Origin of the sequence: Brevibacillus sp. SIMBA_040, assembly GCF_046535075.1 — a bacterium.
Lineage (GTDB): Bacteria > Bacillota > Bacilli > Brevibacillales > Brevibacillaceae > Brevibacillus.
Window position 1 is genome coordinate 1 of the sequence record NZ_JAWRXI010000007.1, and the last position, 20,264, is coordinate 20,264.

Below are 20,264 nucleotides of genomic sequence, written 5' to 3' on the forward strand. Positions count from 1 at the left end.
GATGAACCGCCGTATACCGAACGGTACGTACGGTGGTGTGAGAGGACGGGGGCTAGCCACCCCCTCCTACTCGATTTCGGAACGTGTGTTCGTTTTATCTAGCAGTTAAAATAGAAGTCAGTATTTTCTGCTTTCATATTATTAGTGTAAACCACCTGCGATTATAAGTCTATATTTTTCCAGGAAATTGTTTTAAAGTTTCTTATACCCGGCCGGGAAAACATTTTGCGGTGTAAACACGATTAGGGGAGGGTATCGATGCAGCTAAGGCTATGGGATCACAACCTGAAAGTCCGGTTAATCGGGGAAGCGTTGTTCAACATGCTTTTTTGGATGTATTTTCCGTTTATAACTGTCTATTTTGGTACAGCATTAGGCAATCATGTCGCAGGCATTTTGATGACGGTCCCGCCGATCTTCAGTCTTTTGGGGAGCTTGGTTGGTGGAGCTTTGGCAGACCGAATAGGAAGACGCCCTGTCATGCTGCTGGGAGCTTCGCTACAGACGGTGATGTTCGCATTGTTTGCCGTGTCGCCATCTCATTGGATAGATTATATCGCATTTATCGGTCTTGGGTTGGGTGGAGCGATTTATCGTCCGGCAAGCTCCGCGATGGTAGCTGACCTCGTTCCACCACAGTACCGCCGCGAAATATTTGCTACGTTTACGACCGCCAATAACATTGGTGCTGTGCTTGGTCCTGCACTCGGTGCCATTTTCTTCTTCCATTACCGCCAAGAGCTGCTATGGACCTGCGCTGTGGTCCTGCTGCTGTATTTTATTGCGATTTTTATTATGGTCCGCGAAACGATGCCCGATTCGGCCAAGGCACCGAAGGACTCTGCTTCCATGTCACGTGTGTTCAAGGAACAATGGAGGGGATATGGCATCATTTTTCGGGATAAGGTGTTCCTAGTCTATACATTGGCAGGCATCTGCACGCTGGTACCGATCATGCAGCTCGATCTTTACTTGCCGGTCTACATCATTCATGAAGTTCCAGCTCAAGCGCCCTTCACATGGAAGGATGCTTCGATGATGCTCACCAGCACCGAAATATTCGGATGGATACTCGGGTTAAACGGTCTATTGTTTGTTTTGTTTATTCTCCCCGTCACAAAATGGCTCCAACACTGGAAGGAGCGCGATGTATTTATACTGTCGTCGCTATTGTCTGGGGCTGGCACCTTTGCTCTTGGACTTAGCACCCATATTTGGTTTCTGTTTTTTGTGACGATCATCTTTACCTTTGGGGAGATGGCGCGCTCTCCAGTGACACAGAGCTTCATAAGCCGTTATGCCCCGGAAAATGCGAGAGGACAGTATATGGGAGCGGACAGCTTGCAACCCACCATCGGGAAATTTTTAGCGCCAGTCACTGTCTTTTTGTCCAGCTGGGTACCACCTCTGGGAATATTCACCCTCATTTTACTCTTTGCCCTCATCAGTGTCGTACTGTATATCCAATTGTTTCGAATGTATGTGGAGGAACCGATGGCAACGGAACGATCATCAGGATGAGTTGTTTTCTGCCAAGTATTTTTCTGTCATTTCCGTAAGATTTTAGATCGTGGAGGGGAAATAGATGATCAAGCTGAAAGATATCGGGACGTTCGAGGAGCTTCCGGAGATAGCGCTACACATATATGAAGGAAACATTCCTGCCCTGCAGGCTGCCATTGCAGCGGGCTGGGACATCGAGCAAGGCATCGTTCTGAGCAAGAATACCACGCTAAGTCCGTTGGATCTGGCGCTTCTATCGGAAAAATTGGATGTGGTAAAGCTGCTGGTAGAGCACGGGGTCAATCTGAATGTCCATCGCAATCCTGCGTTTTTGAATGCGGTTCGCTATTGCAAAGAAGACATCGTTCGCTATGTAGCAGCACAAGGCGGCAGGCTGGACATGCTTAACCAGGTTGGCTCAGGCGCTTATTCGGAGGCCTACTATGGCAACAAAAACAACATCCCGCTCATTCATGAGCTGGGATTGGATGTGAAGCAGCATGGAGGCGCCGTATTGCGCAAAGCCGTGTCGGATCATGATCGAAGGACAATCGCGTATCTACTCGATCAAGGGGTGGACATTAATTATAATCAGCCAGATATGGTTTATCCTTATTGTGCGACTCCGTTAACAGTGGCAGCGCGTATGGGGAATATTGGGATGGTAAAATATTTGATTGAACAGGGTGCGGACGTTACACTAGCGGAAAAAGACGGGGAGAGAGCGTACACAATTGCCGTCAGCAACAAGAATACAGCACTGGCAGACTATTTAAAATCACTCGAGCCGCCAGAATTTCATGACGTGGAAAACAAAAAGATTGAGCTGAAAAAGTTCAAGCTAACCGATGAGCTGATCCGCTTTCTTACAGGAGACAAGCTGCGCCTGGAGCTCGCCCCCAACGAGTATGAAATCGAATATATTGACTTCTTTACGCTGACCGATACTATCGAGCTAAAAATCGGCAGGCAAAAATACCTGCGCCTGTCAGCCGACATCGATAACTACTCCCACCTGCAGCTCGTGTGGAATCCAAAGAAAAAAGGCCAGATCGGCTGCTATGACATCGAGCATAAGGAGTATGCCGACTTGTGCAGCTTTCCTCAGTTTCTCGAAAAGCCAGAGGAATACCTGGTCAAGTTTATGGAAGGCGAATTAGAAGGGTAAAAGAAGACCGCTATCTGTCATGCCCTTAGAGGGGGGACAGAAGCGGTTTTTTTATGCTTCATGTTTTATCCTGCTGATCCCTAAAAACTCCTTTTGTGTGTCCAATAAAACACGTTGACCACAAATAGCTAGTGAGAGGAAACCGGAGAAAAAAGCGAAGGTCTTTGGAACGCTGCCGAGGCGGAGTGGAAAAAGGGAAACACGATCGTAAGCGTCCACCTCTGATAGCCATCCCCGAACCCGCTACTTTGGACGCGGTTTCCCTTTTTCCATGCAGCCGTACAGGAATGACCCCCTGCAAGCGTTCCAAGAACCTGGAGCGTTTTCTCCGGTTTCCTCTCTTCCACTAAAGTCCGGATTACACTTTCCTTTCCCTTTCGTCCAACTAAAAACACACAAAAGCACATAAACACATTTCTTTTACCTTGCATTCACATTCACTTAATATTTCCCCCGTAACATGAGACCTAACAAAAGAAAATTGAACATTTCACTCAGGGGAGAGGTTTTCATGAAGAAGTGGTATTATCCGATACTCGCATCATTTTTGTCCTTGGCAGTTCTGGCAGGATGTGGACAAGCTCCCAAGTCCCAACCAAACGCACAAGCACCTGCTTCAGCCGACTCCAACACAGCAGCTCCGGCTTCTGGCGCTATTACAGTGTACACTGCGTTGGAGGATGACCAGATCAAAACGTATCTGGAATCTTTTAAAGCCAAGTACCCGGATGTAAAAGTAAACATCGTCAGAGACTCCACTGGTATCATCACAGCCAAGCTTTTGGCAGAAAAGGATAATCCACAAGCCGATGTCGTTTGGGGAACAGCGGCAACCAGCCTGTTGGTTCTCGAACAGCAAGGCATGCTCGAAGCCTATTCGCCAAAAGGGGTTGAACGCGTATCCGCCGAGTTCAAGGATTCCAAGGAACCAGCGAGTTGGGTAGGCATTGACGCGTGGGAAACAGCTGTTGCTGTAAATACAAAGGAACTCGAAAAACGAAACCTGCCAATCCCGAAAACCTATGAAGATTTGATCAAGCCAGAATACAAAGGCTTGATTGTGATGCCAAATCCGGCGTCATCTGGAACAGGGCTTTTGACCATCAACGGAATTATGCAGCTAAAGGGTGAACAGGAAGGCTGGGCATATCTCGACAAGCTGCATGAAAATATGGCGCTGTACACGCACTCAGGCTCCAAGCCAGCAAAAATGGCAGCGTCTGGAGAATATCCAATCGGCATTTCCTTTGGCTATCGCTCCATTACGGAAAAGAAAAAAGGGGCGCCGATTGAGGTTGTCTTCCCGTCTGAAGGCTCTGGCTGGGATGTAGAGGCGAATGCCCTGATGAAAAAGGCCGAGATCAAGCCGGAAGCAAAGCTGTTCCTGGATTGGGCCATCTCGGATGAAGCGATGAAAGCCTATAACCAAAATTTCGCGATCGTCAGTGTAAAGCAAGAAGGCGGGACATTACCAGAAGGCTACGCTGTGGACCCGATCAAGCAATTGATCAAGCTGGACTTGAAAAAAGCAGCAGAGAATCGTGATAACGTCTTGGCAGAGTGGGAAAAACGCTACGCTACCAAGAACGAGCCTAAGTAAGCAGCGAGGAGAACAGCATGAAACAATCCTATCTATCCATTCAAGGGGTCAGTAAACGATTCGGATTATTTGCCGCTTTGGAGCATGTCTCCATCGAAATTGACAAGAATGAATTCGTCTGTCTGCTCGGCCCTAGTGGCTGCGGAAAAACGACGTTACTGAGAATGCTGGCAGGATTGGAGCAGCCGACAACTGGCCGGATGATCGTAGACGGCAGGGAAATTACTTCCCTGCCTCCGGCAAAACGAAATATTGCGATGATGTTTCAGTCATACGCGTTGTTTCCCAATCTGACTGCCGCCGAAAACATTGCTTTTGGTCTGCAAGAAAAAAAGCTGTCCAAGAAAGAAATTGCAGCGAAAGTAGAAGAGGCGCTGGACATGGTGGATCTTACTCATGCCGCCGCCAAATATCCCGCCCAGCTCTCCGGTGGACAACAACAGCGCATTGCTTTGGCAAGGGCAATCGCACTTTCGCCACAAGTATTGCTGCTGGATGAACCATTGTCTGCTTTGGATGCAAAAGTGAGACAAAAGCTGCGCCGGGAGATTCGCCGTCTGCATGAGCAATTCGGAATGACTACGGTTATGGTGACCCATGATCAGGATGAAGCACTGACGATGGCAGATAAAATTGTCGTAATGAACCACGGGGAGGTCGTGCAGGTCGGTACCCCGGAGGAAATTTACAATACACCAGTGAGCCCATTTGTTGCTGATTTTATCGGAGCGATCAATTTCTTCTCAAACAGCAGCTTTGGTCACCCGTTTGCGGATCAAACGAGGCTGCTTGCGATTCGCCCGGAGCATATCCGCATTTTGGAGCAAGAATCAGAGTACGGAATCCCGGCCCATATTTCTGAGCTAGAGTTTCGCGGAGCCTTTTACCGGATCTTTTTACGGTGGCAGGATGCTGCAGGACAGATGGGCGAAGAGCTGCTCACGCTTGATGTACTGGCCCAGCAAGCGCGCAAGCTCGGGCTATCCCGAAATAAAAAGGTGTGGCTAGAGCTGCCACTGGAAAATTTGCTCGCCTTTGAACAGTCAGCTACGACTACGGAGGAACGGGGGTGAGCAGTATGAATGCAGTCAGACAAGCCACAGGCAAGACGATGCAAAAATGGCTGATTTCACTCGTCATCGTCGCCCTAGGTGTAAGCGTCCTATTGCCACTAATTCAGTTGTTCTCGCGCGCGTTTTATGACAAGAGTGGGCAATTTATCGGACTGAACAACTTTGTGACTTACTTTTCGACGCCTGCCTTGTCCCAATCGGTTACGAACACGCTTTACATTTCAGCCATGACGACAGTGATTGCTGTTACACTCGCGTTTCTCTTTGCCTACGCCTTGACCCGCAGCGGCATTCGGGGAAAAGGGGCATTTCGGGCGATTGCCTTGCTGCCGTTATTCGCACCGACCATGATGCATGGGATCGCCCTGACCTATCTGTTTGGCAACCAGGGACTCGTCACCACAGGGGTATTCGGAATGCTTCCGTTTCAGTGGGATATTGATTTGTATGGTCCGGTTGGCATTATTTTAGCGGAAATCATCTATGTATTTCCGCAGGCCTATTTGATTCTCTCTGTGTCGCTTGCATTCGCTGACTACCAGCTCTATGAGGCAGCGGATACACTTGGTGCTGGCAACTGGCGCAAATTTTTTACCGTTACAGTCCCTAGCATCAAATATGGAATCGTCAGTGCTTGCTTTGTTTGCTTTACGCTTTCGTTTACCGATTTTGGGGCACCAAAAGTAGTCGGAGGACAATTTTCTGTGCTGGCTACCGATGTGTACAAGCAGGTCATCGGTCAGCAAAACATGACGATGGGAGCGACAGTTGGTCTGCTCTTGATCATTCCGGCTCTCGCCGCCTTTATCGTCGATCGAATTGTGGAACGGAAGCAGCATTCCGCAATTACCGCCAAGTCCAAGCCATACCGAATCAATGAAAATCGTTTTCGCGACTTCTTTTTCACGCTCATCTGTCTGTGTGTAAGTGGATTTTTGCTCCTAATGATGGCGGCAGTCGTGATCGCTTCTTTTATCAAGGTATGGCCATACAATCTTGAATTCGGCTGGCAGCATTACGATTTTTCCAATGTTGCCGGAGAAGGCACGACACCGCTATGGAACAGTATTTTGGTCGCGTTGCTGACAGCTGTGATCGGAACCGTGGTTACGTTTATAGCCGCTTACGCCATCGAGAAATCGCAGGTATGGAAAGGACTTCGACAAGCAGGCTACTTCCTTTCGATTCTTCCTTTGGCGCTGCCAGGACTAGTCATTGGTCTTGCCTACATTTTCTTTTTCAACAATCCAGACAATCCGCTGCATGGCTTGTACGGCTCGATCTGGATTCTGATTCTCGCCAACGTGATCCACTTTTTCGCGGTCGGGTTCATTACGGCAACCAGTGCCTTGAAAAAGCTCGACCCGGAGTTTGAACAAGCTGCAGAGTCGATGGGCATCTCGCAAATCAAGGTTTTTTGGCGAGTAACAGTTCCCGTCTGCACGCCTGCAATCATCGAAATGGCAGTCTACTTTTTTATCAATTCCATGGTCACGATCTCAGCCGTCGTGTTTCTGTACGCAGCCGATTTCAAGCTAGCGTCCGTCTCGATTGTCAATATGGATGACGCTGGTGACGTTGCTCCAGCAGCAGCCATGTCGGTGCTGATCGTGGTCCTCAACATCATCGCTCGTGCTTGCGCGGAATGGATGGCAGCACGCCTCAAAAAACGCACGGCATGGTCCAACCAAGAGAAAGGTCAGGTGGCTTAAGTTATGAAAGCAGTCGTATTTGATTGGGCAGGAACAATGGTGGATTACGGTTGTTTCGCTCCGTTAGCCGTTTTTTTGCAGGTTTTTAAAAACAGAGGCATTGAGCTTACCGCCGAAGAAGCACGTGAGCCGATGGGCATGCTCAAGCGTGATCACATCCAGGCACTGTGCCGCATGGAGCGTGTGGCAGGTCTGTGGCAGGAAAAGTACGGACGACTCCCGGATGAATCCGATGTAGATGCTTTGTACGCGGATTTTGAACCGATGCTGATGGAGACGCTGCATCAATACGCAACACCTGTACCGGGAGCAATCCAGTTGGTAGAGCGTCTGCGAAGCCAAGGCCTCAAAATTGGATCAACAACGGGTTATACTCGCGAAATGATGGCAGTCGTAACAAAAGCAGCCAAAGAGCAAGGCTATGCGCCAGATGTGTTGGTTACGCCAAGCGACATGCCTGCCGGTCGACCGTATCCGTGGATGTGCTATCAAAATGCGATCCTGCTTGACGTCTACCCGATGAGTGAGCTGGTCAAAGTAGGCGACACGACAAGTGATATGAAAGAAGGGCGAAACGCAGGAATGTGGACGGTCGGTGTCCTCAAGGGCGGCAGTGAGCTGGGCTTGTCGCAGGAGGAAGTGGCGCAAATGGCAGCGGATGAGCTGGAAGGGAGAATGGCCAAAACATCTGAGAGATTGCGAGCAGCAGGTGCTCATTATGTGATAGAGGAAATCGGGCTGTTAGATGAAGTGCTGGACAAAATCAAGCTGCGCCAGGCAGCTGGAGAACGCCCATAACGAGCGAAGTAGTTTTGATCAGATCAGCCAGAAGGGATGAGACATTTTGAATCAACATCACCAGGAAGCAACCGACAATCCGTATTTGCTGCTTACTCCAGGACCGCTGTCTACATCGCGTAGTGTGCGCGAAGCTATGATGCGCGACTGGTGCACATGGGACCGGGATTATAACGAGCTCGTACAGTCGGTTCGGCAAAAACTCGTGAAGCTCGCAACGAATCAAACGGAAGACTATACAACCGTACTCATGCAAGGAAGTGGAAGCTTTTGCGTGGAAGCGGTCATCAGCAGCGTGATTCCGGCAGACGGCAAGCTGCTCGTCCTGACGAATGGGGCATATGGTGATCGGATCGTGAAAATGGCTCAGGTGCACAATATCGCAACTGCCGTGATTGATTACGGGGAAGTAGCGCAGGTGTCTACCGAATCATTGAGCCGAGCGCTGGAAGAGGATGCTTCGATCACATATGTTGCAGTCGTACATTCGGAAACGACGACAGGGATGCTCAATCCGATTCGTGAAATCGGCGAAACCGTCAAGAAATATGGCAAAGTGTATATCGTAGATGCGATGAGCAGCTTTGGAGGAATCGAGCTGGATGTGGCCGAGCTTTCGATCGACTATCTCATTTCAAGTGCGAACAAATGCATTCAGGGTGTGCCTGGCTTTGGTTTTGTCATTGCTCGAACAGCAGCGCTCACGGGATGCAAAGGTATTGCTCGAACACTTTCCCTCGATTTATACGATCAGTGGAAAACCATGGAGGCGGAGAACGGCAAGTGGCGATATACCTCTCCCACTCATGTTGTCCGTGCCTTTGACCAAGCACTGACAGAGCTTCTGGCAGAGGGTGGGGTAGTTAAGCGATATGAGCGCTATGCACGTAATCAAGAAATCTTGTCTGGCGGGATGGAGCGCCTCGGATTCCAAACCTTACTGCCAAAACAGTTCCAATCGCCATTCATTACATCCTTCTATTATCCCGAGAGTGATGCCTTTTCGTTCCAAGAGCTCTATGATCGGTTGAAGCAGGCAGGCTTCGTCATTTACCCGGGAAAAATATCACAAGCAGATACGTTTCGGATTGGAAACATCGGCGAAGTGTATGCAGAAGATATGGAACGCCTGCTAGTCGCAATCGAAGAGAATCGATTCTGGTAGATAGCTCCTTGATTGTAGGTCCCAATACCTCTACAATTTAAGGTAGGAAAAGATGCAGAACTGTTGGGCAACTCAACTCCACGATTGATGCATGCAAAAGGAATCGAAGCGTCAGATCTCGTTTGAGGAGTGTTTGATCTGATAGCAGATTTAGTAGGGGGACATGGCGTGTCGTCGTTATTCGGAGAAGAACGTAAGCAGATCATTTTGCAGCTGGTCAACTCAAACGGCAAAGTGAGAACCAATGAGCTGGTGGAGAAGCTGCAGGTTTCTTCAGAATCGATTCGCAGGTATTTGGAAGACTTGGAAGCGGAAAAAAAGCTGAAGCGGGTCTATGGCGGTGCAGTGAAGCTGAATATGGAGCGCTCCGAGCCTTCGCATCTCAGTCGGGAGGTCATGCGAGCCGAGGAAAAGAAGCGGATCGGCCGTGTAGCTGCTGAGCTGGTGCAGGACAACGATACGATCGTCATCGATGAAGGAACGACTCCGCTGCAGATGATTAGCTTTTTGTCTACCAAAAAGGATTTGACGATCCTGACGAGCTCCATCACGGCGCTCAACCTCTTGATCGAGTATCAAAACAGTGGTGTTCTCAAAGCAGAAGTCTACTTTTTGGGCGGAAAAGTCAATGCCAAGCACCATCGGGTCGGAGGCGCTTTTGCAGAAAAGATGATGAAGTCCTTCTATGTCGACAAGGCGTTTCTGTCGATGGACGGGCTGCTTTTGCACAAAGGCCTTACGTGCTATGATCCAGAGCGCGCTGAGCTGGCCAAGCGTTTTATCGAAAATGCAAATGAAAGCATCGTCTTGGCGGACCATTCCAAGATCGGGATCAGTACCTTGTGCAAAGTAGCCGATCTGAAAGAAGTGGATATCGTCATCAGTGATACACCTGCTCCGGAGGAATGGGACACAGATTTGCAAACGAAAAATGTGACCTGGATGGTTGCAGGAGAGCTGTAAAAGAAAAAACGGAACACGTCATCGGGACCGAGCTTCATGTATGCGGCATGATTCGGGACCAGTGACGAGGTTCCGTTTTTCGTTTTCTTGTCTTAGTGAGCGCAGTGTATGCCTCGCGTCAGGATGACCTGCGCAGCAATCCCGGCAGAACATGCAGCAGGTTTTCCCGTACGAGTGCCGCGCCCCAGTTCCATTGCTGTGCTTCGATGAGATGAACTTTTCCATTTTGAACAGCGGGCAGACTCTTCCAAAGCTCGCTCCTTAGCAGTTGTTGGGTCGCTAACCGGGAATCCGGCTTCTCAGAGAGCAGCATGAAAAGGCGGTCACCAGCATAGTCCGGCAAATCAGCCTGTGAAATTTCCGAGAAGCCCTCTTCGGCAGCGAGCATCTCCTGAATTTTGTCTCCACTTGCAAAGCCGTGCGGATGATAGAGGGCAGAGGAAAATCCGCTCACGCCCATGAGAAAAGAGTCGATCCCCGTGATCATGAATGAAGACAGAGGCAGTTTCCCCGGGCTTTAGCACCGTACGCAATTGCTGCCACATGAGAGCTTCCTTGGCGTTGTAATGCTCAAGCCACTGCTTGGCAATCTCTCCTTTTCCAAGCCACTCCCCAAGTGTGTGTAGCCGGCATTCGAGCGGAGAAAAGGAATTAAAGGTGAGAGTAGGGACAATCCCTGCAATCTGGTTATACTCCTCTTCATCAGAGCTGGCGAACATGATGAAAGCAGATGACTTGGTGAAAACGTTCATCAAATAAGCCGCGTCTATAGCGCGTTTCAAAAAATATAGCAGAAAGCTTGTCGACGATGGTTGATGAGCTTTCTGTTATTTATTATAATAAATAAAAATGATAATCATTCTCGTTTGATTGAAAGAGGGAGATACATATTCTCAGCCCCGATGAAGTGCTGTATCCTCCTGCCCTCTACCTGTTGACAGGAATGGAAAGAGGCAGTCTTGCACCTGCTTCTTGTGCAGTCTTATAGAGAAGTAGATCGTTATACGATTCTCATCGCCTTAGACGGTCAGGGTCACCTGCACGTAGAAGATGCAGAATGTTATATCAAACGGGAAGGCTGCTGGGTGATACAGCCTGGTCAAAATCACTGGATTCGTTCGGATCGACACGTCCTTGAATATTTTTGGATGACCTTTCGCATGCTGCACCTGACTTCTATGGAGAACGGCGAATCTTCGGAGCCCTTTCCATGCACGGGGGAGCTGACCTGTAGGAGGAGTGTGCCCGTATTGCACGTACATGCATTCGTCAGCTTGGCCCGGGTTGGCGCTCGACTCTGCGTATTTTAGGGGAGCAACTGTCTGCACTGGATGCGAATCATATTTTTTTATGCATTTGACAAATGGCATCAGGCGGGGACAGGTGTCGAACAAAAGCAAATTCAACATCTACTTTGGCGATCTCTACCAGCCGTCCAAAACAACCATGCCTACCACGTTGATTTTATGACCTGGATGATTCATGGAGTTATCGCAAATTCAAAAAATTGATGAGGTATTACGCTTGCTGGCGTAACAAATGTCCTAAATGTCCAAAAGATTCATCGTTTTTATCCATTGACACTTATTTCCTAGATCACCTACAATTCTTGTTGTGATAATAATTATCAATATCAATGTTTTCAGGAAAGGATCATCGTTCAAAGCAGGCTATATCCCTGGTGATATTGATAGAAAAGGTGGCAAGTATGAGTCAACATGTACATTCCATGCAAAAAGGAGCAACAACGAATCTGGTCAAGTTTCGCACTCGTCCTTGGGCAGCAACACTTATTTTGACGAGTGGCGTCTTGGCATTAATACTTGGAATGTTTTTGTCCGTTTCGTTTGGAGCGGCTGACATCCATTTCTCTGTCGTTTGGGATGCCATTTTTCATTTTAATCCTGATTTGACACAGCATCAGATTATTCGGGAGATTCGACTTCCGCGCCTCTTAGGCGGGGCGATGGTCGGAGCGAGCTTTGCCGTGGCCGGTGCGATCATGCAAGGGATGACGCGCAACCCTTTGGCTGATTCCGGCTTACTCGGTCTGAATGCAGGAGCAGGCTTTGTTTTGGCGCTGTGCTTTGCCTTTTTCCCTGGCTTGCCGTTCATGTATTTGATTCTTTACAGTTTTTTGGGTGCCGGTGTTGGTGCCGGACTAGTCTACGGGATTGGCTCGTTGGCAAAGGGTGGCCTCACGCCAGTGCGTCTGGTCTTGGCTGGCGCGGCACTAAGTGCATTATTGTCTGCGCTGAGCGAAGGGATTGCGCTTTATTTCAAAATTGGCCAAGACCTCGCATTTTGGTACGCAGGTGGTGTAGCCGGTACAAAATGGTTCCAGCTGAAAATTATGTTCCCGTGGATTTTGGCAGCGATTCTCGGTGCGATCGCCCTGTCTCGCTCCATTACGATGCTCAGCCTGGGTGAGGATATTGCCAAGGGACTTGGGCAGCGTACTGTTTTGGTCAAATTTTGCGGAATGATTATCGTACTGATTTTGGCAGGCTCAGCGGTGTCGGTTGTAGGAGCTGTCGGTTTCGTCGGTCTGATCATTCCTCACTTGACCCGTTATTTGGTTGGCGTGGATTATCGCTGGATTATTCCGTGTTCAGCGGTATTGGGCAGCTTGCTAGTCGTTTTTGCCGATTTGGCGGCGAGAATGGTGAATCCGCCCTTCGAGACACCCCTTGGGGCACTCATCGCGCTCATCGGCGTGCCGTTCTTCCTTTACCTGGCACGTAAAGAAAGAAGGGAGATGTAATCATGCAATCACTCACAGCTCATGTAGATGCCAGCAAGCGAGCGAGGGGTATAGCTGTCATGATCGTACTTGGTGTTTTGATCTTGATCGCTTTTATCATCAGTATGAATACAGGGTTTATCCGCCTATCACCAATGGATTTGCTGATGACCCTCTTGGGTTCGGGAACGGATAAACAAAGTCTGATTCTGTTTGATTTCCGCCTTCCTCGTATTGTGATTTCCATCCTGATTGGAGCGGGGCTGGCTGTGTCTGGCTGCGTCATCCAAGGGATTTCGCGAAATGCTTTGGCTGACCCGGGGATTTTGGGGATCAATGCTGGAGCAGGCCTGATGGTCATGCTGTTTATTTCGTTTTATCCGTCTACTGCGGCAGCCCCTGTCTTCTTGCTCCCGGTTTTGGCATTGGTGGGAGCTAGCTTGACTGCCGCCCTGATATTCATCCTTTCTTACAAAAGACACAAAGGCTTGTCTCCGATCCGTATTTTGCTGACAGGGATCGCCGTTGCGGCGGGGATGAGTGCTGCCATGATCGTATTGACCCTCAAGCTAAGCCCGGAAAAGTATCAATTTGTAGCGACTTGGCTGGCTGGTAGCATCTGGGGCACAAACTGGAAATTTGTTTTGTCTCTGCTACCATGGATCGTCGTTCTTTTGCCGTTTGTTTTTTACAAAGCGCGTGTCATGAACGTGCTGAATCTGGGAGAAGAGCTGGCGACTGGCCTTGGCGCTCCCGTATCCAGAGAGCAGCTGAAGCTTCTGGCAGCCGCTGTAGGTCTTGCTGCTTCGTGCGTAGCCGTGAGTGGCGGAATTGGCTTTGTTGGCTTGATCGGACCGCATCTGGCGCGCAGACTGGTTGGTCCGAAGCACGAGATGCTGCTGCCGACCGCAGCACTGGTTGGCTCGCTGCTCGTTATTGTTGCAGATACGATAGGACGCTGGATATTACAACCATCTGAGATTCCCACAGGCATCGTAGTAGCAGTTATCGGAGCGCCTTATTTCTTGTATTTGCTCGCTCGTACGAAGTCGTAGACTTGCGTTTGCAAGTCGCATGAGGCAGTGCCTGAAGGGAGAGGAAGAGATACATGCTACGCCGTTTTTTTGCCTACTACAGGCCCTACATGGGATTGTTCATTCTTGATTTTTCGTGCGCCATTTTAGCAGCCCTTTTCGAGCTTGCTTTCCCGCTTGCCGTAAATCGGGTGGTGGATGATCTGCTTCCCAGCGGCGACTGGAGGGTGATTTTATATGCGTGCCTGATTCTTTTGGGGATTTATGTGGTTAGTGCCGGGCTTCACTTTGTCGTTACATACTGGGGACACAAGCTGGGGATCAATATCGAATCAGACATGCGCAAGAAGCTGTTTGATCGGGTACAAAAGCTGTCGTTCCGATTTTTTGATAACAACAAAACAGGCCATCTCGTATCGCGCATGACCAACGATCTGATGGACATTGGCGAAATCGCTCACCATGGGCCGGAGGATTTGTTTATTGCGATCATGACCTTGACGGGTGCTTTTGGAATCATGCTCAGCATCAATTGGCAGTTGGCGGTTCTTACCTTTATTATTGTGCCGTTGATGATTTACTTGTCGATGTACTTTAGCCGCAAAATGTCAAAAGCGTTTGATCGTATGTTCAAAGATATCGCCGATTATAACGCGCGCGTAGAAAATAATGTCAGTGGAATTCGTGTTGTTCAAGCATTTGCTAACGAAAATCATGAAATCAAGCGTTTCGCACAAAACAATGAGCGTTTTCGTTTTACAAAGCTTCTCACCTATCGCATCATGGCGTGGAATTCATCACTTAGCTTTATTTTGATGAAGCTCGTATCGTTGTTTGTCCTCGTTTGCGGTACGTGGTTTGTCATCGCTGGCGAAATGACGTATGGGGAGTTCATCGCATTTGTCATGCTATCCAACGTGTTTTTAGGGCCGATTAAACAAATTAACTCAGTCATTGAAACGTATCCAAAAGGTGTGGCAGGGTTCAAACGTTATTTAGAGCTTCTGGAAACAGAGCCTGATGTTGCAGATTCACCTAACGCAAAAGCAATCAGTAAAGTCCGTGGCGATATTCGCTTCGAGGGCGTTACGTTTGGCTATGAAAACAAGGATAAGGTGCTGACTGACGTTTCCCTGTCCATTTGCGCTGGGGAAACCGTCGCACTGGTAGGTCCATCTGGCGCAGGGAAAACGACCTTGTGCAGCCTGCTGCCACGCTTTTATGATGTGGACGCGGGAAGCATCACAATCGATCATATCGATATCCGCCAGATGACTCTGGAGTCGCTCCGCTCCCATATTGGTATCGTGCAGCAGGAGGTATTCCTGTTCGACGGAAGTATTCGGGAAAACATCGCATACGGCAAGCTTGGAGCTTCTGATCAAGATATTTGGGAGGCAGCAAGAAGAGCCCAGCTGGAACAGCTGATCCAGTCACTGCCAGAAGGTTTGAATACGTTGATCGGGGAGCGCGGTGTGAAGCTGTCAGGCGGACAAAAACAGCGTTTGTCCATTGCACGGATGTTCTTGAAAAACCCACCGATTCTTATTTTGGATGAGGCTACCTCTGCTCTCGATACAGAGACGGAATCCGCCATCCAGCAAGCTCTTTCGGAATTGTCACAAGGACGAACAACGCTCGTGATTGCCCACCGCTTGGCAACGATCAAAAATGCAGACCGGATTATTGTTGTTGCAGAAAAAGGCATTGCAGAGCAAGGAAAGCATGATGAGCTGTTGCAAGCCCAAGGTGTGTACAGACGACTCCATCAGGCACAATTCGGATCGTAGTATCCCCATGTAATACTCAAACTAGATCACGACTAACAGGTTCAGAAGAAGCCCGAGCGTTTCCACAACAAAAGTGGGAGCGCTCGTTTGTTTATGGGCTTGCAGCATGCCGTGCAGTATAATGAGATATGTAATTAACTGGATGGGATACAAGCTTAAAAAACGCAAAAACACTTTCAAACTGGTTTATTGGAAGAAGGACGATCGCGTTTTGATATAATAACGAATAAGAGAATGGTGCAAGCAGCAAGGGAGTGGGAAACGTGATTGATAGATTGGACCATTTAGTTTTGACGGTACGAGATATCGAAGCTACTTGTCGCTTCTATGAGCAAGTGTTGGGGATGCAGACAGTTACGTTTGGAGAGGGCAGGAAAGCGCTGCAGTTTGGCAGGCAAAAAATAAACCTGCATCAAGTCGGACACGAGTTTGAGCCGAAAGCATTGCATCCTGTCAGCGGTTCTGCGGATTTATGTCTGATCGCTTCGGTTCCATTGGAACAAGTGATTCAGTCCATGAAGGAAAATGGAGTCGAGATTATAGAAGGGCCTGTGCAGAAAACGGGGGCGATGGGTCCGATCCTGTCCGTCTACATGCGTGACCCCGATCACAATCTCATTGAGGTTTCCAATTATTTGACGGTGCCACCAGCTAGCAAGGACTCACACGTCGATCCGCTGCTAACAAATATCTCTCGGGTATTTAATCAAAGAGAAGCGGGAATCATGGGCGCGCAAAGATCAGGCGTTTTCAGCGTGCTACTGCCTTTAGTCAAGATGGAAGATGGCAGGCTAGGAATTTTGTTCGAAAAGCGGGCAAGTACAATGCGCAGACAAGCTAACGAGGTCTGTTTTCCCGGCGGCAGGGCCGAAAAGGGAGATGACTCGCACTGGGCGACAGCACGCCGTGAAACGAGCGAAGAGCTGGGCTTGCCGCTTGAAAATATTCACTTAATTGGAGAGCTGGATATGCTGATGGGACCCGGATCTGCGACCATCTATCCGTTTGTGGGCTATGTGGAAGGGATCGCAAGCATGCAACCGAATCCAGAAGAGGTCGGAGATGTGTTTATCATCCCATTGGATACATTACGTACAACTCAGCCAGCTACGTATCGTTCAACCGTATCGACAGAGCCCGAGGACGATTTTCCGTTTCATCTCATACCAGGAGGCAAGCGCTACCCGTGGCGTGCGGGTACCATCGAGCACCTGTTTTATGAGATAGACGGCAGAGTAATCTGGGGGCTGACTGCAAAGGTATTGGCGCATTTTCTGGACTTGCTTCAGTCAGACGAGGCCTTTTCATAAGACAAACTATCGATAAAGGAGCAGATGCCGTATGTGGTCATCAAATCCAATTGCGACTCGTTTACAAATCAAGTGGCCGATCATTCAAGCGCCAATGGCAGGCGGAGCGACGACATCCGCTTTGGTTGCAGCCGTTTCCGAAGCGGGTGGGCTAGGCTCACTCGGGGCTGCTTACATGAGTCCGGAGAGTATCCGGGAAGCGATCCGATCCATTCGAGAGCAAACCGATAAGCCTTTTTCGGTCAATTTGTTTATACCAGAGAGCTTTGACCCGAATGAGCAGATTGCTGTGGACGTGGCAGCCGAAATGAATGCGATACGTGAGGAGCTGGGCCTCCCGGCTGATCCAAAAGTGTCCCGTTATACGGAGCCTTTTGAGGAGCAGATGGCTGTCGTTTTGGAGGAAAAGGTGCCCGTTTTCAGCTTTACGTTTGGGATTCTGGACCAGCGCTGGCTTGCGGAGCTGAAGCAGCAAGGAACGACCGTTATCGGTACAGCGACGACGACGCGAGAGGCGATCGCACTGGAAGCAAGTGGCGTCGACATAATTGCAGCACAGGGCAGTGAGGCAGGCGGTCACCGCGGTTCTTTTTTACAGGATTCACCGAGCAATCTGATTGGTACCATGGCACTCGTTCCGCAAGTGGTAGACCGTGTCAACATACCAGTCATTGCAGCTGGAGGAATTATGGACGGGCGCGGGATTGCTGCGGCTCTGGCTCTAGGAGCAGGGGCGGCGCAGCTGGGTACTGCCTTTTTGACCTGTACGGAAAGTGGGGCACATGTACTGCATAAGCAAGCTATTCAGGAAATACAGGATGAGCAGCTTGTGCTGACGCGGGCCTTTTCCGGCAAGTGGGCGAGAGGGATACAAAATGATTTCATGACGAGGCTGCTTCCCCACGAACATGAATTGCCTTCCTATCCGATCCAAAATGCGCTGACCAAGGACATTCGCGCAGCGGCTGCGAAAAACCAGCGAGGCGAATACATGTCGATGTGGGCAGGACAGGCGGCGTCTTTGTCTAGGAAAATGAGCGCAAGCGAGCTTTTGCTGCAGCTGGTAGCTGAAACAGAGCGAGTCATCGGACGGTTTCATCAAGCATAGACAGACAGGTAGCAAGATCTTCATGGGAGGAAAAGGAATGAACCAGGAGTTTGGTTTGCGTGGAGCTGTCATCGCAAATGGCGCTGAAATAGCGGATGGACTCGTCGTAATCGATGGGGGCCGCATTCGTTTTGCCGGAGAGTCACAGGATTACAGCGGCGAGCTGCCTGAGACAATCTTTCAGGTTGAGGGATGGATTTGCCCAGGATTTATGGATATTCATATGCATGGAATTGACGGACACGATACGATGGACGGTACGCCAGAATCGTTGCAGGCGATTTCCAAAGCCTTGACCCGTTTTGGAGTGACTTCCTTTTTGGCGACGACCATGACCGCGCCGTATGAAGAGATCGAGCCTGTCCTCTCCACGATTGCCCAGGTAAGTCGCCAGGGGCTGGATGGGGCAGAGGTGGTTGGCGTCCATCTGGAGGGACCGTGGATCAACCCGCGGTATAAAGGAGCGCAAAAGGAAGAAAATATCGCTTTGCCACAGCTGGATGCAGTGCGTCGATTGTATGAGCTGGCGGAGGGGCTGATCAAGGTTGTCACCATCGCACCCGAGCAGCCGGAGGCGCTCGAAGCTATAGCCTGGCTGAAGGAGCAGGGTGTGATTGTGTCGGCAGGGCATACAGGCGCGAGCTTCGCGCAGGCTTCGCAGGCAGTGGAGGCTGGCGTGCGCCATTTTACTCACTGCTTTAATGCGATGACAGGGCTGCATCATCGGGAGCCGGGCGTTGTTGGTGCCGCTATGTACCATGAACAGCTCAGTACCGAGCTGATCGCAGACGGAATTCATGTGCACCCCGCGGTAATGAACATTTTGTATCGCGTCAAAACGGCAGGACGACTCGCACTGGTCAGTGATTCCATGCGGGCAGCGGCGATGGGAGAAGGCACGTATGACTTGGGCGGTCAGGAAGTACATGTGCATGGCAATCAAGCAAAGCTGGCAGATGGCACCTTGGCAGGCAGCATCTTGACGCTCAATCGTGCGGTCGCAAACATGGTGACGCTAAGTAAGGTTCCGTTGCCAGAAGCGGTAGAGATGGCCTCGCACACCCCGGCAACGATACTCGGCTTGGGGGAGCAAAAAGGGCGTCTCGCAGCAGGCTACGATGCGGATGTGACCGTTTTGGATAAGCAGTTTGATGTGAGCATGACCTTTGTAGCGGGCAGGAGAGTCTACCACAAGGAATAGCTTGTGGAACAAAAAGACAGTCTGGGAATTTTCATTTTCTCAGACTGTTTTTCTTTTGGGAGCTGGTTGCTCAGGTCCAGTGGGCAGCGTGCTTTTCTGTTATATCGATGAGCCTGCGCATGGCTGCCGTCACCCGTTTATGCTTATGATAAGTAAGCTGCGTACAAAACGAGTCAAACTGCTCTTTTTCCTCAATGATGGTTAAGCTGCCTTGCTCGATTTCATTTTTCACGGTATAGAGCGGCAAAAAGGATATGCCCAATCCATTCATGACACATTTTTTGATCGCCTCCATACTGGAAAAGGACAAAGGGCTTCCATAGGCGATTTGTTTTTGCTGCAAAAATTTTTCGAAGCCGTTTGTAAAGCTGCACCCTTTTTCGCTGAGAATGATAGTTTCACGTACCTGCTCGTGATACAACATGGCAGGCGACGAGGCTGATTCAGGGGCTCCGATAATGACCATCGCTTCCTCTTTCAATGTCGTCACGACTAGCTGGGGGTCTGTCACAGGAGGCTCGATTGTAAAGACCAGGTCTGCCTCGCCCGTGTACAGCATCTCACGCAGCTCATTGCAGATGGCATTCTTCAAAATGATGTTTACCCCAGGATAGCTTCTCTTGTATTCCTTCAAAATTTCACCCAGGCGATAAATCGAGAGAGACTCCGCTGCACCGATGACAATATCCCCAGAGACTCCACTTCGTTCTGCTGCCAGACTCTTGATTTCCTTGTACGTATCCAGCATTTTTCTGGCGTAAGGAACCAATTCTCTGCCCAGATTCGTCAAAATCACTTTTTTCCCCAATCGGTCAAACAACGGTGCCCCCAATTCATCCTCCAGAATTTGAATGTGCGAGGTAATTGTGGACTGCGCATACCCTTGTTGCTCCGATGCTTTTGTAAATTTCCCTGTATCGACAATCGCCAGAAACGTGTGCAAATGTCTGATTTCCATCATTTCCGCCCCCCTTTTTTGTGTCTTCAGCAGTAGGCCTCGATAGAGAGCTTGTACATTGATCATATCAGATAGTTCGATCATTTCCTTCAGTTGTTTCAATTTTACTGATGTGAATGGAAGACCTTATACTTAACA

The 20,264-nt window shown here is 49.5% G+C and carries 17 protein-coding genes; 15 read left to right on the plus strand and 2 right to left on the minus strand.

From position 1 onward, the window contains the following. Positions 1–258 precede the first annotated feature (258 nt). The 8 genes from SB752_RS13020 to SB752_RS13055 all read left to right on the plus strand — a co-directional run bounded on the left by SB752_RS13020 (position 259) and on the right by SB752_RS13055 (position 9,982). Positions 259–1,521 carry an MDR family MFS transporter gene (locus tag SB752_RS13020; RefSeq protein WP_410716062.1) on the plus strand — a complete coding sequence of 421 codons (1,263 nt, stop codon included), beginning with the start codon at positions 259–261 and terminating at the stop codon, positions 1,519–1,521. 64 nt (positions 1,522–1,585) lie between these two features. After that, entirely contained in the window at positions 1,586–2,671 is a 1,086-nt protein-coding gene (locus tag SB752_RS13025; protein ID WP_410716063.1) for an ankyrin repeat domain-containing protein, read from the plus strand. 511 nt (positions 2,672–3,182) lie between these two features. Further along, a complete protein-coding gene (locus tag SB752_RS13030) occupies positions 3,183–4,271 on the plus strand; it encodes a putative 2-aminoethylphosphonate ABC transporter substrate-binding protein (protein WP_410716064.1) in 1,089 nt (362 codons plus the stop codon). A 17-nt stretch (positions 4,272–4,288) separates the two neighbouring features. Continuing rightward, a complete protein-coding gene (locus SB752_RS13035) occupies positions 4,289–5,344 on the plus strand; it encodes an ABC transporter ATP-binding protein (protein WP_410716065.1) in 1,056 nt (351 codons plus the stop codon). Positions 5,345–5,349: 5 nt separating this feature from the next. After that, positions 5,350–7,056, plus strand: a complete 1,707-nt coding sequence (locus SB752_RS13040; RefSeq protein ID WP_410716333.1) for a putative 2-aminoethylphosphonate ABC transporter permease subunit — start codon at positions 5,350–5,352, stop codon at positions 7,054–7,056. Positions 7,057–7,059: 3 nt separating this feature from the next. Then, positions 7,060–7,854 (plus strand): phosphonoacetaldehyde hydrolase, encoded by a 795-nt coding sequence (phnX, locus tag SB752_RS13045; RefSeq protein ID WP_410716066.1) that lies wholly within the window; start codon positions 7,060–7,062, stop codon positions 7,852–7,854. Positions 7,855–7,900: 46 nt separating this feature from the next. Further along, positions 7,901–9,019 carry a 2-aminoethylphosphonate--pyruvate transaminase gene (gene phnW, locus SB752_RS13050; protein ID WP_410716067.1) on the plus strand — a complete coding sequence of 373 codons (1,119 nt, stop codon included), beginning with the start codon at positions 7,901–7,903 and terminating at the stop codon, positions 9,017–9,019. Between the two features lie 168 nt (positions 9,020–9,187). Next, positions 9,188–9,982, plus strand: coding sequence for a DeoR/GlpR family DNA-binding transcription regulator (locus SB752_RS13055; protein WP_410716068.1), 795 nt, complete (start codon positions 9,188–9,190; stop codon positions 9,980–9,982). Positions 9,983–10,100: 118 nt separating this feature from the next. Here the strand turns inward: SB752_RS13055 and SB752_RS13060 are convergent, their stop codons facing one another. After that, complete coding sequence (locus SB752_RS13060) at positions 10,101–10,442, minus strand: TroA family protein (RefSeq protein ID WP_410716069.1); 342 nt, start codon at positions 10,440–10,442, stop codon at positions 10,101–10,103. A 514-nt stretch (positions 10,443–10,956) separates the two neighbouring features. Between SB752_RS13060 and SB752_RS13065 the strand changes: the two genes are divergently transcribed. From SB752_RS13065 to nagA, 7 genes are all read left to right on the plus strand, one after another. Beyond that, on the plus strand, positions 10,957–11,292 hold the full coding sequence (locus tag SB752_RS13065; RefSeq protein ID WP_410716334.1) for an AraC family ligand binding domain-containing protein: 336 nt from the start codon (positions 10,957–10,959) through the stop codon (positions 11,290–11,292). Positions 11,293–11,690: 398 nt separating this feature from the next. Then, entirely contained in the window at positions 11,691–12,746 is a 1,056-nt protein-coding gene (locus tag SB752_RS13070) for a FecCD family ABC transporter permease (RefSeq protein WP_410716070.1), read from the plus strand. A 2-nt stretch (positions 12,747–12,748) separates the two neighbouring features. After that, the gene (locus SB752_RS13075) at positions 12,749–13,780 is read left to right on the plus strand and encodes a FecCD family ABC transporter permease (RefSeq protein WP_410716071.1); all 1,032 of its coding nucleotides are present in this window, start codon (positions 12,749–12,751) and stop codon (positions 13,778–13,780) included. 53 nt (positions 13,781–13,833) lie between these two features. Further along, the gene (locus SB752_RS13080) at positions 13,834–15,549 is read left to right on the plus strand and encodes an ABC transporter ATP-binding protein (RefSeq protein WP_410716072.1); all 1,716 of its coding nucleotides are present in this window, start codon (positions 13,834–13,836) and stop codon (positions 15,547–15,549) included. Positions 15,550–15,812: 263 nt separating this feature from the next. Further along, positions 15,813–16,859, plus strand: a complete 1,047-nt coding sequence (locus tag SB752_RS13085) for a VOC family protein (protein WP_410716073.1) — start codon at positions 15,813–15,815, stop codon at positions 16,857–16,859. Between the two features lie 31 nt (positions 16,860–16,890). Further along, positions 16,891–17,967, plus strand: coding sequence for an NAD(P)H-dependent flavin oxidoreductase (locus SB752_RS13090; protein WP_410716074.1), 1,077 nt, complete (start codon positions 16,891–16,893; stop codon positions 17,965–17,967). Between the two features lie 37 nt (positions 17,968–18,004). After that, on the plus strand, positions 18,005–19,168 hold the full coding sequence (nagA, locus tag SB752_RS13095; protein WP_410716075.1) for an N-acetylglucosamine-6-phosphate deacetylase: 1,164 nt from the start codon (positions 18,005–18,007) through the stop codon (positions 19,166–19,168). Positions 19,169–19,238: 70 nt separating this feature from the next. Here nagA and SB752_RS13100 read toward each other — a convergent pair whose 3' ends face one another. After that, complete coding sequence (locus SB752_RS13100) at positions 19,239–20,129, minus strand: LysR family transcriptional regulator (protein WP_410716076.1); 891 nt, start codon at positions 20,127–20,129, stop codon at positions 19,239–19,241. Positions 20,130–20,264 lie beyond the last annotated feature (135 nt).

Bases quoted from the DNA above. Each gene is read 5' to 3' on its own strand.
- SB752_RS13020 (WP_410716062.1), top strand. From the start codon at position 259: ATGCAGCTAAGGCTATGGGATCACAACCTGAAAGTCCGGTTAATCGGG.
- SB752_RS13025 (WP_410716063.1), top strand. From the start codon at position 1,586: ATGATCAAGCTGAAAGATATCGGGACGTTCGAGGAGCTTCCGGAGATA.
- SB752_RS13030 (WP_410716064.1), top strand. From the start codon at position 3,183: ATGAAGAAGTGGTATTATCCGATACTCGCATCATTTTTGTCCTTGGCA.
- SB752_RS13035 (WP_410716065.1), top strand. From the start codon at position 4,289: ATGAAACAATCCTATCTATCCATTCAAGGGGTCAGTAAACGATTCGGA.
- SB752_RS13040 (WP_410716333.1), top strand. From the start codon at position 5,350: ATGAATGCAGTCAGACAAGCCACAGGCAAGACGATGCAAAAATGGCTG.
- phnX (WP_410716066.1), top strand. From the start codon at position 7,060: ATGAAAGCAGTCGTATTTGATTGGGCAGGAACAATGGTGGATTACGGT.
- SB752_RS13060 (WP_410716069.1), bottom strand. From the start codon at position 10,442: ATGGGCGTGAGCGGATTTTCCTCTGCCCTCTATCATCCGCACGGCTTT.
- SB752_RS13070 (WP_410716070.1), top strand. From the start codon at position 11,691: ATGAGTCAACATGTACATTCCATGCAAAAAGGAGCAACAACGAATCTG.
- SB752_RS13075 (WP_410716071.1), top strand. From the start codon at position 12,749: ATGCAATCACTCACAGCTCATGTAGATGCCAGCAAGCGAGCGAGGGGT.
- SB752_RS13080 (WP_410716072.1), top strand. From the start codon at position 13,834: ATGCTACGCCGTTTTTTTGCCTACTACAGGCCCTACATGGGATTGTTC.
- SB752_RS13090 (WP_410716074.1), top strand. From the start codon at position 16,891: ATGTGGTCATCAAATCCAATTGCGACTCGTTTACAAATCAAGTGGCCG.
- nagA (WP_410716075.1), top strand. From the start codon at position 18,005: ATGAACCAGGAGTTTGGTTTGCGTGGAGCTGTCATCGCAAATGGCGCT.
- SB752_RS13100 (WP_410716076.1), bottom strand. From the start codon at position 20,129: ATGATGGAAATCAGACATTTGCACACGTTTCTGGCGATTGTCGATACA.